Raw genomic sequence first — 17,048 nt, forward strand, 5'->3', positions numbered from 1 at the left:
AATTCGAAGCTTTCGTTAGCGTGTATTTCTGAAGTTCTCCATGTTGCTGTAACGGCGTTTCATGAAGCGTACATAGATGTTGTATATCCAGTAGCGGTGTGTGAAGAATACCGCCAGTCCTATGACAATCATGACCGTATAGGCCGTATCCGGTTCGAACAGTACCGTCAGCAGCCGGTAGATGAGCAGGGGCACGATCATGGCTGCGATGGAAACGATCGACTGGTATTTGTTGGCATTCTGGCGTTTGCCCATCATACTTACGTTCAGCGGCATGGTTTTGTCGTTGTAGACTGCCATCTGCATGAGGCAGGCGAATACGGGTCCCATGGCGAAGCAGAGGTATCCCAGTGACATCAGCAGAGACATGGAGCCCTTGATGACCGGTATCAGGCAGAGCAGGAACGGAATGACAAGGAAAATACACTGCAGGTAGTATTTGGCCCGCAGCATGTTATATACGGTTTCCCTGCGTACCATCAGTCCGTCTATGTAGTTCCCTTCGATGGCCATAATCTGGCTCAGTGTCATGATGCCGAACACAATGTAGCAGTACAGGCACATGAAATCGTTCATCAGGCTGTTCTCGCCGTAGATGTTGAAGGTGAGGAAGGCCGCGAACATACATACGCATACCATCAGCATCCAGAACTGGCTTTTCGGTGATTTGTTGCGGAATATCATCTTCAGCTCCAGACGCATGTACTCGCCCACGTTCCCGTAACGGTCGAAGAAGCTGTAGCTGCTGATATGCTTGACACCTGTATCGTCCTTGCGCGAAAGTTCGTTGTGGATGAGCCGGAGCTGTACTCGGTAGTTGATGAAACCCATAACGGCTATGGCCGCAAGTTCGCCCAGATAGGCCAGCGGGTTCCACAGGATGAAGGCTTCACCCAGGTTCATGGTAAAGGTGCTGAGCCATCCCTTTTCGGGCAGGAACTCGATGAGCGCCAATATGCCGTAGACCGGTACGATAATCAGGATATTGAGAAACCTCTGGCGTACCAGAACCTTGACCAGCATACTCCAGTAGCTGTTCAGTACCATCAGGAGCCAGATGCCGAGGCAGTAGCCCAGCACCCCTGTAAGTCCGTACAGCCGGGTAACGGTTATCAGTCCGAAAGGAACAAAGAAGAACAGCCAGAAGAAATTGAATCCGCCCAGTCCGGATTCGATTAGAAGAACGCTCATCACTTTCCGTCGGGGTACCGGAAGCAGCAGGAAGGGCTTTATGGCCTGTACCGGGGTGGGGAAGAGAAAGCGTATCAGGAAATCAAGGACCAGAAATACGATCAGTCCTTTGTCGAGCACATGGTATGGCTCCATATTAGGGAAACCATCCATAAACGCAAAGGACAGCATAACCCCGAAGAAAATGAGGTATGCTGCCCAGAATGCGATCATCAGATACACCAGAAACTTGGCAAAGCGGTTCTTTTCGAACATCGGACTCCGCTTTGCGTCGAGTTTCTGGAGTTTTCGGATATCATTATATAGCATAATCGGAATATATCGGATCAATATGCCGCAATCAGTTGTCGCCGGACGTCATGCTGACTTCAATGTCGTTATCCTGTGAGAAGATCGTTTTGGCAAACTTCTGCAGGTCGGCACCGGTTATTGTACTTACGAAATTGGCATAGCCGGTCACACGGTCATCGTCGGCCCAGTAATAGTTGTAGAGTGCTCCCATCCAGTAGGCGTTTTCCTTCTGGTTCTGTTCGTTGCTCTTTAACATGTACTCTTTCACTTTCTTCAGGTTCTCGGCGTCGGGACCTTTCTCGATGAAGTCGCTGATACCCTTGTTGACGAGGTCCACCATCTTGGCACGTCGGGCCGGATCGGTATCGAAGTAGATCTGGATGATGGCTTCCGATGTAGGATATTTGTTCAGGCTTCCGCGTACGCTCACGCCGTATGAGGCTCCTTCCTGTTCACGAACGGTGTCGGTGTAGGTCATGGTGAGCAGCTGCCCGATCATGCTTGTCATCAGCTGGTTCTGGAGGTTATAGTCGCATTTGGCTGTGCGCACAAGGACTACGGTCGCCTTTTCCGTTTCGAGGTCTTTGTGGAAGACGTTCCTGTACTGGCCTTTGCGAAGTTCCATGCGGTCATGGAAAGTCTCCTTGCGGTTGATTGACGGCAAAGATCCCAGATAGGTCTCGATAAGCGGAGTGGCGGTTGCCGGGTCGATGTTCCCTACAAAGATGAAAGTAAAGTCGCTTGCATCCTTGAACCGGTCTTTATAGAGTTCCATTACTTTCTGGTAGTCAATCCGGTCAATCATGTCGGCTTTGAGGCGCATGGCACGCGGATTGTCGCCATAGAGGGCTTTGTTGAGCGAGTCGGTCAGTGCTACCTGCGGATTGGCCTCCAGGTTGGCAAGCTGGGCTTTCATACGGCTCTTGAACGAGTCGAAGGCTGCCTGGTCTGTACGTGGGGCGGTAAAGAGCAGGTAAGTGAGCTGCAGCATGGTTTCCAGGTCTTTCGGAGCGCAGGAACCGTTGACTGCTTCGGTGAGTGTGCGTACGGAAGATTCGGCCGAAACCACTTTACCGGCCAGGACTTTCGGCAGCTCGATGGCGCTGAAGTTACCCAGACCGCCCAATGCTACCACCTGGTCTATCATCTTGAACTGGAGGGCATCCTTATCGTCGAAGACAGATGTACCTCCGTTGCTGAATGACTGCATACGGATCTCGTCGGCCTTGAAATCGGTCTGTTTCAGGATGACATGTACGCCGTTGCTCAACGTAAGCACCGTCGATCCGTACATGCCGGGTTCAGTCTTTACCACTTTTCCCGGCTGGGGAGTTTCTTTCAGAAGCGGTTCATCGGATACTTTGTCTACATACGGTTCGATCTTTTCGGCTTTCACGTCGGCCAGTACTTTCTTGATATCGGCCTCGGTAGGATATTTCATGTCCGGTTTGTCGGGGCAGAAAAGGGCTACCACAATGTTACTGTCGTTCACCATTCCCTTGAAAAGCTGGTTCACCTGGTCCAGAGGGATGTTCGGGACTATCTGGCTCATCAGGGTATACTCGTCTTCCACGCTCGGTATCGGTTCCGCATCGATGAAGTTACGTACATACTGTTCTACGAACTGTTCGTTCTTCATGTTGTTGCGCTCATTGTAAGCTTTTTCCAGCATACTCAGGTAGTCGGCCTTTGCACGTACATATTCGCCCGCTGTAAAGCCGAACCGGGTGGCACGCTCGAATTCACGCATCAGGGCAGCCAGTCCGCTCTCTATTGCATTTTCCTTGCATACGGCAGCACCCTGATAAGCCTTCTTGGTCTTTGACAGAATGAAGTCGCCGTCGGCCACACCGGCACCTATGAAGGGCGGGTTGGCACTTTGGGTCAGTTCGTCCAGGCGGGCGTTCATCATGCTTTCGGTCATGCCCAGCATGAAATTATATACCAGGTAGCCCACGTTGTTCTTCATTTCGTTGGGGAATGCGTCGTGCTTGTGGAACACGGCTACCTGTGCAACCTGCTGTTCCTTGTCCTTGGCTATGGCTATGATGGGTTCCTTGTTGTCGGGTACAGGGAAGTACTCGCGTGTAGCAGGGTTTTCAGGCATCTTGATCGGGCCGAACAGGTTTTTGATCTTGGCTTCCACGGCATCTACATCGATGTCGCCTACCACGATGATTCCCTGCTGGTCGGGGCGATACCATTTTTCATAGTAGTCGCGCAGAGCCTGGTATGGGAAATTGTCCACCACTTCCATCGTGCCGATAGGCAGGCGGTACGCATATCGGCTGCCTGCGAACATTACGGGGAAGAGTGTTTCGTACATACGCATCATGGCTCCTGTACGGGTACGCCATTCTTCATGGATGACTCCACGTTCCTTGTCTATTTCTTTGGGAGCCAGTGTCAGGTCGTCTGCCCAGTCGTGCAATATCAGCAGACAGGAGTCGATGATCCCGTCGCGTATCACAGGAACGTCCGAAATGTTGTATACGGTTTCGTCTACCGCAGTATAGGCATTGAGGTTGGTCCCGAATTTTACACCGATGGATTCCAGGTATTCACGGAGCGTGTTGCCCGGAAAATGGGTCGTTCCGTTGAAACACATGTGTTCCAGGAAGTGGGCCAGTCCGCGCTGGTTGTCTTCTTCCAGGATGGAACCTACCTTTTGGGCTATATAGAAATCAGCCTGTTTTTCCGGCCGTGTGTTGTGGCGGATATAATAGGTCATACCGTTGTCCAGTCGGCCTATCCTTACAGCCGGATCGGTCGGTACCGGTGGCAGCTGTTGTGCCGATGCCGTTGTGAATCCGCTTATCATCACAACGGCAACAAGGGCTTTTCTGAATATTTTTCTCATGATTTCAGTTTTAGGTGTCTTGGGGCTTAGAGCAGGTTGTTGGCCGACAGGTAACGTTCGGCTTCTATGGCAGCCTTGCATCCGCTACCGGCAGCTGTGATGGCCTGACGGTAATGAGGGTCGGCTACGTCACCGGCGGCAAACACACCCGGGATACCGGTACATGGAGTAGAACCTTCGGTAAGGATATATCCTGTTTCGTCTGTCTTTACCCATGGCTTGAAAATGTCGGAATTAGGCTTGTGTCCGATAGCCAGGAAGAATCCGTCGATTGCCACATCGTAGCGTTCCTCGTCGGGTTCACCCATGCGTTTCACTACGTGCATGCCTTCCACTCCGTTTTCACCGTAAAGGCCTACGGCGTTGTGCTCGAACAGCACGGTGATGTTCGGATGGTTCATTACACGCTCCTGCATGATCTTGGAGGCACGCAGATAAGGTTTGCGCACTACCAGGTAAACCTTGCTGGCCAGACCGGCCAGGTAGATAGCCTCTTCACAGGCGGTATCGCCTCCACCCACTACGGCTACCACTTTCTTGCGGTAGAAGAATCCGTCGCAGGTAGCGCAGGCACTGACTCCCATTCCGGCGTATTTCTTTTCGTCTTCCAGACCCAGGTATTTGGCTGTGGCACCGGTAGAGATGATGACCGTATCGGCAGTGATTTCCTTTTCGTCATCGACTACAAACTTATAAGGAGCCTGGCTCAGGTCGGCTTTGGTGACGATTCCGTTGCGGATATCCGTACCGAAACGTTCTGCCTGTTTGCGGAGGTCGTCCATGAGCACCGGTCCGGTTACTCCGTCCGGATAACCCGGAAAGTTTTCCACTTCAGTCGTGATGGTCAGCTGTCCACCCGGCTGTATACCTTCGTAAAGTACTGGAGCTATGTTAGCTCGGCTTGCATAAATAGCTGCTGTATATCCAGCAGGGCCCGATCCGATGATCAGGCATTTTACATGTTCTGTTGCCATATTGATTATAAATTTAGATTTCACGTCAGTTTACCGCATGTCGATGACTTCGGCGGTAGGGTATTTTTTCGGATTGAAGCGGAAAGACTCCATGCTCACGTTCTTATAGGTCTTGTAGGAAGTTACGTTGAACACCTGTTTTTGTCCGTTGGACTGCCTGATGGTGATGTGGAGCGGCTGGTAATTATCCGAAACCCCTAAGGTAATGGACTGGATGTCTCCCTTTTCTTTCGGGGTGAGTATGATTTCGTGTCCCTGTTTCCCGTTGAATGTCCTGGTACCGTTGTAACGGTAGTCGAAGGCTGTCTGATACGACGTGATCCAGGAGTAGGGGTTGATGCTTCTTATCTCTTCTCCGGTAGGATTGGTTACGGTCACTTCATCGTTCTTCTCAACGTAGCTCCATTGGGTCTTGCCGTCGAACCAGCTTTTTATTCCGGCGCATTTCAGGTAAAAACATTCGCCGCGCAACCAGAGGGTACCTTCCTGGCTGCCGTTGAACGTAAGGCAGATACCGCCTGTACTTTTATACGCTGCTGCAGTCTTGTCGAGCACTGCCTTTGCCTGGGCATCCTGCCCGGCAAAGCTTTCCGTAAAGGCGATAAGCAGCAGTAATAGGGTAATATAAATCTTTTTCATTTCAGGATCTGTTCAGTTTAGTTTCTCCCTTAGGGGGAGGATGGTTCAGTTCTTCAGGTTGCTCATACGCATTTCAAGGTCGTTCTCATCCATGCAGAGCACGTCGCGTGCCTTGCTTCCGTTGGCCGGCCCTACGATACCCGCACGTTCCAGCTGGTCCATGATACGTCCCGCCCGGTTGTAGCCGATGGAGAATTTCCGCTGGATGAGTGACGTCGATCCCTGCTGGTGATAGATGAGCAGACGGGCCGCTTCTTCGAACAGCGGGTCGAGGCGGTTCATGTCCACATCGGCGGCACTGCCGGTATCGGCGTTCTCGTCTACATATTCCGGCAGCTGGAATGCACATGGATAGCCTTGCTGCTTGCTGATATAGTTGGCTATACGCTCCACTTCCGGCGTATCTACAAAGGCGCACTGCACACGTACCGGATCGTTTCCCTGCAGGTAGAGCATGTCACCCTTACCGATCAGTTGCTGGGCACCCGGACGGTCCAGGATAGTACGTGAGTCCATCATGGAAGCCACGCGGAACGCTACACGTGCCGGGAAGTTGGCTTTGATGGTACCTGTAATGATATTGGTAGTCGGACGCTGGGTCGCTATGATGGCGTGGATACCTACGGCACGTGCCAGCTGTGCGATACGGCAGATAGGCAGTTCCACTTCCTTGCCTGCTGTCATGATCAGGTCCCCGAACTCATCGATGATGATCACAATGTACGGCATGAACCGGTGTCCGTTCTCCGGATTCAGCTGGCGGTTGATGAACTTCGCGTTGTATTCCTTGATGTTACGGCATCCTGCCTTGCGCAGCAGGTCGTAACGGGTATCCATTTCCACACACAGTGAATTCAGTGTCTGCACTACCTTGGTTACATCGGTGATGATGGCGTCGCCGTCGCCCGGAAGTTTGGCCAGGAAGTGCTTTTCTATCGGTGCGTAGATGGCGAATTCCACCTTCTTCGGGTCGATGATGACGAACTTCAGTTCGCTGGGGTGCTTCTTGTACAGCAGGGAAGTCACGATGGCGTTCAGACCTACCGATTTTCCTTGTCCGGTGGCACCGGCCACCAGCATGTGCGGCGCTTTGGCCAGGTCGACCATGAACACTTCATTGGTAATGGTCTTTCCCAGAGCTACGGGCAGGTCGAATGTGGTTTCCTGGAACTTCTTGCTGGCCAGGACCGACGCCATTGGGACGATGCGCGGATTGGCGTTCGGCACTTCGATACCGATGGTCCCTTTGCCCGGTATCGGAGCAATGATACGGATTCCCAGTGCCGAGAGGCTCAGGGCTATATCGTCTTCCAGGTTGCGTATCTTGGAAATACGTACCCCTTCGGCGGGTGTGATTTCATACAGTGTGATGGTAGGACCTACACTGGCTTTGATGGAACTGATTTCAATGCCGAAGCTGCGCAACACCTGGATGATGCGGTTCTTGTTGGCGTTCTGCTCTTCCATGTCGATTGTCGGCTCATGGTCGCCGTACGAGTTCAGCAGGTCGAGGGTAGGGAATTTGTAGTGTTCCAGGTCCAGTCTCGGGTTGTACGGCTGGCTCAGGTCGCCTTTTATCACTTCATCTTCTTCATGATGCTCGTCGCTTATTTCAAATGTAGGTTCCGTGTCTTCCGCTGCGTTGATGTCCTCTTCCTCTTCCGGAATTTCCTGTTCTGCGATATCCGGTGTCATCGGCTGGCGTATGATGGGGGCAGCTGCAACGGTTTCCGCTTTCGGGGCCGGTTTGCGTGTGTCCGGGGTCAGGTCCAGTTCAATGGCGTGGGGAGGCTCTTCCGTATCCTCTTCTTGCTCTTGCTGTTCTTGTTCCTGACGGATATCGGTATGGATATTTTCATCATCGGGCTCCGGTCCGTTTTCCGGCAGTATGCTGTCTTCCTCTTCTTTTTTCTTATCTTCAGTGTCCGGTCCTTGCGGGTCTGTACCGTCCTTTTTCCTGAAGGGGATGGACGGGTGCAGGGCTTTCCTTACCACCCGGATGGTTTCGCTGGTAAAGAAGATGCAGATCAGTATCAGGGTGATCAGCAGGAAGAGGATGATGCCGGGGGCACCTATCTGGGAACAGATCCACCGGCTCACGTTATATCCGTGCAGTCCGCCCGGGTAGAGGAATGAATCGGCAAAGGTCCCTTCAAAGATAAATCCCAAGGCGATGGAAAGCCAGATCATGACGGTGGCACAGCCCACAAACCATTTCCATAGCGTGAACTGGTAGGCTTTCATCAGTTTCATACCTGCAATGATAAGGAATACTACGATGAGATAAGCCGAAATGCCGAAGCAGTCGTTGATAAGGAATTGAGCCAGCTGTGCTCCTCTGGCACCGGCATAGTTCTGTATGTGGTTGTCGGTCTGGAGCAGCTCTTCCGGGTTGGGGTGGGTCAGTATGCTCTGGTCGTTCCCTCCTGTGAAGAAGAATGAACTGAAGGCCAGAATCAGGTATACCCCGAAAATGACGCACAGCAGTCCTACGATGAAACGGACCGTTTCGCCCTTCATGGCTGTCACCACTTTCTCTTTTGTTATGAATTTTTTATCGTCGGTTTTTGTCTCTGTCTTTTTCTTGACCATAGTCTCATGTGTTTGGAATTATGATTTCTTGTCGTATCATCTTTGATTTATTACGCAAATGTACGAATAAAACTAAAACTGAAAAATTTTTTTCATACCTTTGCACACCAATTGACAATTAAATATGGAAAAGAGCACTCCGATTATTTTCGATAGAAACACGGTTGAATTTGTGACTGTTGCCGCCGAATTCTGCGGATTCCTGGAACGGACTTCCGGAATGAAGCGCCGCAATTTTGTCGACAAGGCCCTCAAGCTGCTGCCTCTGCTGTATCTGAAGGCCTCTCTGCTTCCTGCCGGCGAACGGATTGATGAGGCCGATCCTGAGACATTCGTTACGGAAGGCGACTATGAGAGGGTACGTGGAGGTATTGCCGCACTGATGGGGAATATGGACGACTTTCTGGATGTGTTCCTGGAGGATATGGCCTACAGTGACACGCCTATCACGCAGACCATTTCTGAGAACCTGGCCGATGTATACCAGGTACTGAAGGATTTTATCTGTGTATACCAGCTGGGGCTTGACAAGACTATGAATGACGCCCTGATTATCTGCAACGAGCATTTTGCGGGTTTCTGGGGGCAGCGTCTGCTCAATGCGATGCGTGCCTTGCATGACGTGAAGTACGGCCATCATACCGATGACGGTACGGACGATGAGATGAGTGAAGAGGAGCTTTACAGGAACTCTCCGCTGGCTTCCGACGCCGGTATTACGGAAGACGACCTTTACGAAGGCCTTGACGCCGGTGAGGAAGATGACGGTTCGGGCGACCGCTGGGAGGAGTGACCGTCCGGATCGGATAAAAAACAACAAGACTTGATTATGGTTGTAATACAGAACAAGATATCCAAACAGTATGTTTCCGCCTTGCCAAAGGATGCATTCGGCGGACGTATCTTTGTCATTTATACGGAAGAGGAAGCCCGTAAGGCGATTGCGTATCTCAATACCCATTCCATTGTGGGGGTGGATACCGAAACACGTCCTTCTTTCCGCAAGGGGACCGTGCATAAGGTGGCGTTGCTGCAGGTGTCTACGCACGATACCTGTTTCCTGTTCCGTCTGAACCATCTGGGCCTGCCCGATTTTCTGGAGGAGTTCCTGCAGAATGACGTGTTGAAGGTGGGGCTTTCTCTGAAAGATGATTTTGCTATGTTGCGCAAACGTAACCAGAAGGATCCGCAGTCCGGCAACTGGATCGAACTGCAGGATTATGTGACCCGTTTCGGCATTGAGGAGAAGAGTCTGCTGAAGATTTATGCGCTGCTCTTCGGAAAGAAGATATCGAAAAGCCAGCGCCTTTCCAACTGGGAGGCGGAGACGTTGACGGAGGCGCAGCAGCTGTATGCGGCTACCGATGCGTGGGCCTGCGTGGAGATCTATACTTACCTGGAAGAATTGCGCAGCCACGGAAACTATGAGGTGGTGAAGGTGCCTGATGAACAGCCCGAGCAGGCTTGAATGAGGCTGCCGGCAGGGAATTTCCGCCATGGATTTTACTGTATAATTTTATTTAATTCATTATAAGCGTGTCGTATAAAAGAGTTTATCTGAAACCCGGCAAGGAGGATTCGCTGAAGCGCTTCCATCCGTGGGTGTTTTCAGGGGCTATTGCCCGTGTTGAAGGTGAGCCTGAAGAAGGTGAGATTGTCGATGTATATACGTCGAAGAAAGAATTTATAGCTTGTGGCCATTTCCAGATCGGAAGCATCGCTGTGCGTGTTCTTTCGTTCGTGCAGCAGGAAATAGACCATGAGTTCTGGGTACGCAAGCTGCGCGTGGCAAAGGAATTGCGTGTGGCCTTGGGGCTGATCGGGAATCCGCAGAACAATACCTACCGTCTGGTACACGGTGAAGGCGACAACCTTCCGGGGCTGATTGTCGATGTGTATGACCATACCGCCGTGATGCAGGCTCATTCTGCCGGCATGCATGTATACCGGATGGAAATTGCCGATGCCTTGTCGGAAGTGATGGGCGACGTGATTAAGAATATTTATTATAAGTCGGAAACGACCTTGCCGTTCAAGGCCGATCTGCTTGCCACCGAAAACGGGTTTATCAAAGGGGGAAGTCCCGAGAACATAGCCATGGAGAACGGACTGAAGTTCCATGTCGACTGGCTGAAGGGTCAGAAGACCGGGTTTTTCGTCGACCAGCGCGAAAACCGTCACCTGCTGGAACGCTATGCCAGGGGACGTAACGTGCTGAACATGTTCTGCTATACGGGTGGCTTCTCTTTCTATGCCATGAGGGGAGGGGCGAATCTGGTACATTCTGTCGATAGTTCGGCAAAGGCTATCGACCTGACCAATGAGAACGTGGAGCTGAATTTCCCGGGAGATACCCGCCACCAGGCTTTTGCCGAGGATGCTTTCAAGTTCCTTGACCGCATGGGCGACCAGTACGACCTGATTATTCTGGACCCTCCGGCCTTCGCCAAGCACCGTGATGCCTTGCGCAATGCCTTGAGAGGATATACCAAATTGAATGCCAAAGCTTTTGAGAAGATACGTCCGGGAGGCATCCTGTTTACCTTCTCCTGCTCGCAGGTGGTAAGTAAGGAGAATTTCCGCAATGCAGTGTTTACGGCTGCTGCACAAAGCGGACGCAGCGTACGTATCCTGCACCAGCTTACCCAGCCGGGCGACCATCCGGTGAATATCTATCACCCGGAAGGTGAGTACCTGAAAGGGCTGGTGCTTTATGTGGAATGATGTACCGCAGGATGTGACCTGTACGGCTATATGACAGGCTCATACAGAAAAGAACCGGGAGGATGTCCAGTTTCGGATCTCCTCCCGGTTCTTTTCTGTATGGTTGCAACTGTTCGTTATTCTACGGTAACCGATTTCGCCAGGTTGCGCGGTTGGTCCACGTCCTTGCCTTTGCACACCGCAATGTGGTAGGCCAGCAGCTGGAGTGGGATGGTGGTAACCAGCGGCTCCAGGCATTCCAGGGTTTCCGGAATCTCGATGCAGTCGTCTGCCAGTTTGCTGATCACATTGTCGTTCTTGTTGACCAGCGCAATGATGCGCCCTTTGCGGGCTTTGATTTCCTGTATGTTGCTTACTATCTTTTCATACATCGCGTTCTGTGTGGCAATGACTACGACAGGCATTTCCGTATCTACCAGTGCGATAGGGCCGTGCTTCATCTCGGCGGCGGGATATCCCTCGGCATGGATGTAGGAAATTTCCTTCAGCTTCAGGGCTCCTTCCAGCGCTACGGGGTAGCTGTAGCCGCGTCCCAGATACAGGAAGTTGTGGGCATAGGTGAATATGCGTGCCAGCTCGGCTATGTGGTCGTTCTCTGCCAGTACGTCCTTGATCTTGTCGGGGATACGGAGCAGTTCGTCTATGATCTTGCGGTATTCTTCGTCTTCTATGGTGCCCTTGGCCTTGCCTAGCGTCAGTGCGAACATGGTCAGTACGGTTACCTGTCCGGTGAATGCCTTGGTCGAAGCGACTCCGATTTCGGGGCCTACATGGATGTAGGATCCGGAGTTGGTGATACGGGGGATGGATGAACCTACCGCATTGCAGATTCCGTATACAAAGGCTCCTTTGGCCTGTGCCAGTTCGATGGCTGCCAGGGTGTCGGCCGTCTCGCCCGACTGGGAGATGGCTATCACCACGTCGCCGTCGGTTATCACCGGATTGCGGTAACGGAATTCCGAAGCGTATTCCACTTCCACCGGTATGCGGCAGAACGCCTCTATCAGCTGTTTCCCTATCAGTCCGGCGTGCCAGGATGTACCGCAGGCTACAATGACGAAACGGCGTGCGTTGAGCAGGCGTTCCTTGTGGTCGTTCACTGCCGATAGCACTACCTGGTGCACTTCTCCGCGTACACGGCCGCGCATGCAGTCGTTAATGCATTCGGGCTGTTCGAAGATTTCCTTCAGCATGAAATGCGGATATCCGCCTTTTTCCAGCTGGCCGATGTTCATGTCGACGGTTTTGATTTCCGCCGGTTGCGATTCGTTGATCAGATTGACTATCTTCAGAGGTTTCCCTTGTTCCAGAATAGCTATCTCACCATCCTGCAGATAAACCACCTTGTCGGTGTATTCCACTATCGGGGTGGCGTCCGAAGCCAGGAAGAACTCGTCCTGTCCGATGCCTATCACCAGCGGACTGCTTTTGCGGGCGGCAATGATGCGCTCGGGGTGCTGGTGGTCCAGAATGGCGATGGCATAGGCACCGATCACTTTATGCAGGGCGGTCTGGACGGCTTTCAGCAGGTCCAGGTGATAGGTCACCTGGAAATATTCTATCAGCTGTACCAGCACTTCCGTGTCGGTCGAGCTACGGAACGTATAGCCTTTTGCCTGCAGTTGTTCACGCAGGGTGGCGTAGTTTTCGATGATTCCGTTGTGTATGAGGGCCAGATTGCCCGACTGGGAAAGATGGGGATGGGCGTTTTCCTGACTGGGCTCGCCGTGGGTGGCCCACCGTGTGTGGGCTATGCCTACGCAGCCCGACGTATCCTTTTGTGAGGCCAGTTCCTCCAGATTCGATACTTTCCCTTTGGCTTTATATACATTGAGTTGGTTTGTGTCACTGATAAGACCCACACCCGAACTGTCGTATCCACGGTATTCCAGCCGCTTCAGTCCTTTGATCAGGATAGGGTAAGCTTTACGCTTTCCTATGTAACCTACGATTCCGCACATGTCTTCTATTTAGGATTATTCTGTTAAAATGATAATAATAACATGCGAATTTACGAATATAGCCAAAGATAAACAAGCCGAATATGGAATTTTTCCTATAAGTTTGATATATTTGCAATGATAACCCTAAAAACTGGATGATGGATATACCGACTATTTTAGCGAACCTGAAGATTGAGAAGTTGAACGGAATGCAGCAGGCTGCCCTTGAGGCCGCTGCCGGTGGAGGCGACCTGATTCTGCTGTCGCCTACGGGGTCGGGGAAGACCCTGGCTTACCTGCTGCCGCTGGTAGATATGCTGAAGCCCGATGTGGCGGGAGTGCAGGCCGTAGTGCTGGTGCCTTCACGTGAGCTGGCCCTGCAGATCGAGCAGGTGTTCAAGTCGATGGGTACCGGCTATAAGGTGATGAGCTGCTACGGCGGACGGCCTGCCATGGACGAACACCGTACCATGAAGGGAATTTCCCCTTCGGTGATCATCGGTACTCCGGGGCGTATGAACGACCACCTGGAGAAGCAGAATTTCGATCCCGCTGCTGTGCGTTACCTGATTATCGACGAGTTCGACAAATGTCTGGAATTCGGATTCCAGGAGGAGATGGAGGAAGTGATCGGCAAATTGCCGGCCCTGCGCCGCCGTTTCCTGCTTTCGGCTACCGATGCCGAAGAGATACCCCGCTTTACGGGATTGGGCAGGACGGTACGGCTGGATTTCCTGGATCCGGACCGTCCCTTGTCAAGCCGCCTGCAGGTGTATAAGGTTCTTTCGCCCGAAAAGGACAAGCTGGAAACTCTGTATAAGTTGCTGTGCTGCCTGGGCGACAGCTCCACGCTGGTGTTCTGTAACCACCGTGAAAGTGTCGACAGGGTAGGGAAATACCTGCATTCCATGAAGGTTTATTGTGAAACGTTCCATGGGGGAATGGAGCAGGACGACCGTGAACGGGCCCTGTACAAGTTCCGTAACGGGAGCTGCCATATCTTTATCTCTACCGATCTGGCTGCACGCGGTCTGGATATCCCCGATATCCGGAATGTGGTGCATTACCACCTGCCGCTGTCCGAGGACGGTTTTATCCACCGTAACGGACGTACAGCCCGCTGGGATGCCGACGGATGTGCCTATGTGATTCTGGGGCCGGAGGAACGGCTCCCGGCTTATGTACGTGAAGAGCCGGAAGAGTTTGTCTTTCCCCCGCAGATTCCCGGACCGTCCGAACCGGAGTTCGTGACTTTCTACATAGGCAAGGGAAAGAAGGACAAGATCAATAAGATTGATATCGTAGGCTTCCTTTCCAAGAAAGGGAACCTTAACCGGGAAGATGTGGGCCGGGTGGACGTGAAAGACCATTATGCCTTTGCCGCCGTTTCCCGTAAAAAGGCACGCCAGGCATTGAAACTGCTCCGTAACGAGAAAATCAAGGGCGTGAAGACCGTGATTGAGCTGGCCCGGTAATCGGGCCTCCCGCCGGTGCCTTGAACCTTGTATGATACTATGGACCTGCCTTGAAGCCGATTCCCGGATGTGAGGTAGGCAGATATCGATGTGTAATTAAAATACGGGTATTCACAATAATCTGAAAGGATAACTTGGTGTATACGGGAAAAATATTAGAAAAACTTTTGGAAGTCTGAAAATATTGACTAAATTCGCACTTGTTACATTTTGAACTTATTGTTTAACCAAAACAAACTTCCAATGAAAAAACATAATTTTAATGCGGGACCTTCTATCTTGCCTCGCGAGGTAATCGAAAAAACAGCTCAGGCTATTCTTGATTTTAACGGTTCAGGACTGTCTTTGATGGAAATCAGTCACCGCGCTAAAGACTTTCAGCCGGTAGTGGATGAGGCAGTAGCCTTGTTCAAGGAACTGCTGAATATTCCCGAAGGTTATTCGGTATTATTCCTGGGTGGCGGAGCAAGTCTGGAGTTCTGTATGGTTCCATATAATTTCCTCGAAAAGAAAGCTGCTTATCTTAATACAGGTACATGGGCCAAGAAGGCAATGAAGGAGGCCAAGGCATTCGGCGAAACTGTCGAAGTGGCATCTTCCGAAAAGGACGGCTATACCTATATTCCGAAGGGATTTGAGGTTCCTGCCGATGCCGACTATTTCCATATCACTACCAACAATACCATTTACGGTACCGAATTGCATGCCGATCCGGAAGTCAGTGTTCCGATGGTGGCCGATATGTCATCCGATATCTTCTCACGTCCGGTCGATGTTTCCAAATATATCTGTATCTATGGCGGTGCCCAGAAGAATCTGGCTCCTGCCGGCGTTACTTTCGTCATTGTAAAGAACGATGCGTTGGGTAAGGTTTCCCGCCATATTCCTACTATGTTGAACTATCAGACCCATGTCGATAAGGGCTCTATGTTCAATACTCCTCCTGTAGTTCCTATCTATGCTGCCTTGCAGACTCTCCGCTGGCTGAAGGAACAGGGTGGTGTTCTGGAAATGCAGCGCCGTGCCAAACAGCGTGCCGATATGCTGTATTCCGAAATCGACCGTAACAAGCTGTTCCGCGGTACAGTAACCGTTCCGGAAGACCGTTCATACATGAACATCTGTTTTGTCATGGCCGATGAATACAAGGATCTGGAGGCCGACTTCCTGAAATTCGCTACCGATAAAGGTATGGTGGGTATCAAGGGTCACCGTTCAGTAGGCGGATTCCGTGCTTCCTGCTATAATGCGTTGCCGATAGAAAGTGTACAGGCACTGATCGACTGTATGCAGGAGTTCGAAAAGATGCATTGATCCGGAAAAGAGAAAAATTAGGAAATTAAATGATATAGATGAGTTATGGATTGTTCCATACCATACAGGGATGGCGTGATTCATAACTCTTCTTTATTTTAAACTCATAAATCTGATTATTATGAAAGTTTTAGTTGCTACCGAAAAACCTTTTGCCAAAGTAGCTGTCGACGGTATCCGGAAGGAAGTCGAAGCTGCTGGTTATGAATTGGCTTTACTCGAAAAATATACCGACAAGAAACAGCTGCTCGATGCGGTAAAGGATGCGGATGCTCTCATTATCCGTAGCGATATTGTCGACAAGGAAGTGCTCGATGCCGCTTCCGGACTGAAGATTGTGGTACGTGCCGGTGCCGGTTACGATAATGTGGATCTGGATGAGGCTACCGCCCACGGTGTATGTGTCATGAATACTCCGGGACAGAACTCGAATGCTGTGGCCGAACTGGCCTTCGGACTGATGATCATGGCTGTCCGTAACTTCTACGATGGCAAGTCGGGTACCGAACTGAAAGGCAAGAAGCTGGGTATCCACGCTTATGGTAATGTGGGCCGCAACGTGGCACGTATCGCCAAAGGTATCGGTATGGACATTTACGCTTACGATGCTTTCTGTCCGAAGGAAGTCATGGAAGCCGACGGCATCAAGCCGGTATCTTCTGCCGAAGAGCTGTATGAAACCTGTAATGTAGTTTCCCTGCATATTCCGGCAACAGCCGAAACCAAGAATTCCATCAATTATGCACTGGTTAACCGGATGCCGAAAAACGGTCTGCTGGTGAATACGGCCCGTAAGGAGGTTATCAATGAGTCCGAACTTATCAAACTGATGGAGGAACGTCCCGATTTGAAGTATGTGACCGATATCATGCCGGTAGCAAACGAAGAATTTGTGGCCAAGTTCCCGGGACGTTATTTCTCTACACCGAAGAAGATGGGTGCGCAGACTGCCGAAGCGAATATCAATGCCGGTATCGCAGCGGCCCGTCAGATTGTGGGCTTCCTGAAAGATGGTTGTGAGAAGTTCCGTGTAAACAAGAAATAA

Annotated in this window: 12 protein-coding genes; 6 read left to right on the top strand and 6 right to left on the bottom strand. The window is 51.3% G+C overall.

Features of this window, described 5'->3' with window-relative positions:
* Positions 1 to 15: 15 nt before the first annotated feature.
* From BQ7489_RS16835 to BQ7489_RS16855, 5 genes are read right to left on the bottom strand one after another with little or no spacing between them, the layout of a single operon-like run.
* A complete protein-coding gene (locus BQ7489_RS16835) occupies positions 16 to 1,500 on the bottom strand; it encodes a DUF5687 family protein (protein ID WP_072532321.1) in 1,485 nt (494 codons plus the stop codon).
* A 31-nt stretch (positions 1,501 to 1,531) separates the two neighbouring features.
* Positions 1,532 to 4,342 carry a M16 family metallopeptidase gene (locus BQ7489_RS16840; RefSeq protein ID WP_072532322.1) on the bottom strand — a complete coding sequence of 937 codons (2,811 nt, stop codon included), beginning with the start codon at positions 4,340 to 4,342 and terminating at the stop codon, positions 1,532 to 1,534.
* A 26-nt stretch (positions 4,343 to 4,368) separates the two neighbouring features.
* Positions 4,369 to 5,316, bottom strand: coding sequence for a thioredoxin-disulfide reductase (trxB, locus tag BQ7489_RS16845; RefSeq protein WP_072532323.1), 948 nt, complete (start codon positions 5,314 to 5,316; stop codon positions 4,369 to 4,371).
* Positions 5,317 to 5,346: 30 nt separating this feature from the next.
* Positions 5,347 to 5,955: an outer membrane lipoprotein periplasmic chaperone LolA1 gene (locus tag BQ7489_RS16850; RefSeq protein WP_072532324.1), complete on the bottom strand. Its 609-nt coding sequence runs from the start codon at positions 5,953 to 5,955 to the stop codon at positions 5,347 to 5,349.
* Between the two features lie 45 nt (positions 5,956 to 6,000).
* Positions 6,001 to 8,547, bottom strand: a complete 2,547-nt coding sequence (locus BQ7489_RS16855) for an FtsK/SpoIIIE family DNA translocase (protein WP_072532325.1) — start codon at positions 8,545 to 8,547, stop codon at positions 6,001 to 6,003.
* 124 nt (positions 8,548 to 8,671) lie between these two features.
* On the opposite strand from BQ7489_RS16855, the gene BQ7489_RS16860 reads away from it, so the two are divergent.
* The 3 genes from BQ7489_RS16860 to BQ7489_RS16870 all read left to right on the top strand — a co-directional run bounded on the left by BQ7489_RS16860 (position 8,672) and on the right by BQ7489_RS16870 (position 11,271).
* Entirely contained in the window at positions 8,672 to 9,340 is a 669-nt protein-coding gene (locus BQ7489_RS16860) for a DUF5063 domain-containing protein (RefSeq protein WP_072532326.1), read from the top strand.
* 36 nt (positions 9,341 to 9,376) lie between these two features.
* Positions 9,377 to 10,015, top strand: coding sequence for a 3'-5' exonuclease (locus BQ7489_RS16865; protein WP_072532327.1), 639 nt, complete (start codon positions 9,377 to 9,379; stop codon positions 10,013 to 10,015).
* A gap of 68 nt (positions 10,016 to 10,083) precedes the next feature.
* Positions 10,084 to 11,271 (top strand): class I SAM-dependent rRNA methyltransferase, encoded by a 1,188-nt coding sequence (locus BQ7489_RS16870; protein ID WP_072532328.1) that lies wholly within the window; start codon positions 10,084 to 10,086, stop codon positions 11,269 to 11,271.
* 116 nt (positions 11,272 to 11,387) lie between these two features.
* Here the strand turns inward: BQ7489_RS16870 and glmS are convergent, their stop codons facing one another.
* Positions 11,388 to 13,232 (bottom strand): glutamine--fructose-6-phosphate transaminase (isomerizing), encoded by a 1,845-nt coding sequence (gene glmS, locus BQ7489_RS16875; protein ID WP_072532329.1) that lies wholly within the window; start codon positions 13,230 to 13,232, stop codon positions 11,388 to 11,390.
* A 140-nt stretch (positions 13,233 to 13,372) separates the two neighbouring features.
* On the opposite strand from glmS, the gene BQ7489_RS16880 reads away from it, so the two are divergent.
* From BQ7489_RS16880 to BQ7489_RS16890, 3 genes are all read left to right on the top strand, one after another.
* Positions 13,373 to 14,689 carry a DEAD/DEAH box helicase gene (locus BQ7489_RS16880; RefSeq protein ID WP_113745308.1) on the top strand — a complete coding sequence of 439 codons (1,317 nt, stop codon included), beginning with the start codon at positions 13,373 to 13,375 and terminating at the stop codon, positions 14,687 to 14,689.
* 243 nt (positions 14,690 to 14,932) lie between these two features.
* Entirely contained in the window at positions 14,933 to 16,003 is a 1,071-nt protein-coding gene (gene serC, locus BQ7489_RS16885) for a 3-phosphoserine/phosphohydroxythreonine transaminase (protein ID WP_072532331.1), read from the top strand.
* 121 nt (positions 16,004 to 16,124) lie between these two features.
* Positions 16,125 to 17,048 carry an NAD(P)-dependent oxidoreductase gene (locus tag BQ7489_RS16890; protein ID WP_072532332.1) on the top strand — a complete coding sequence of 308 codons (924 nt, stop codon included), beginning with the start codon at positions 16,125 to 16,127 and terminating at the stop codon, positions 17,046 to 17,048.

Origin of the sequence: Bacteroides ilei, from assembly GCF_900128495.1 — a bacterium.
Classification (GTDB): Bacteria; Bacteroidota; Bacteroidia; order Bacteroidales; family Bacteroidaceae; genus Phocaeicola; species Phocaeicola ilei.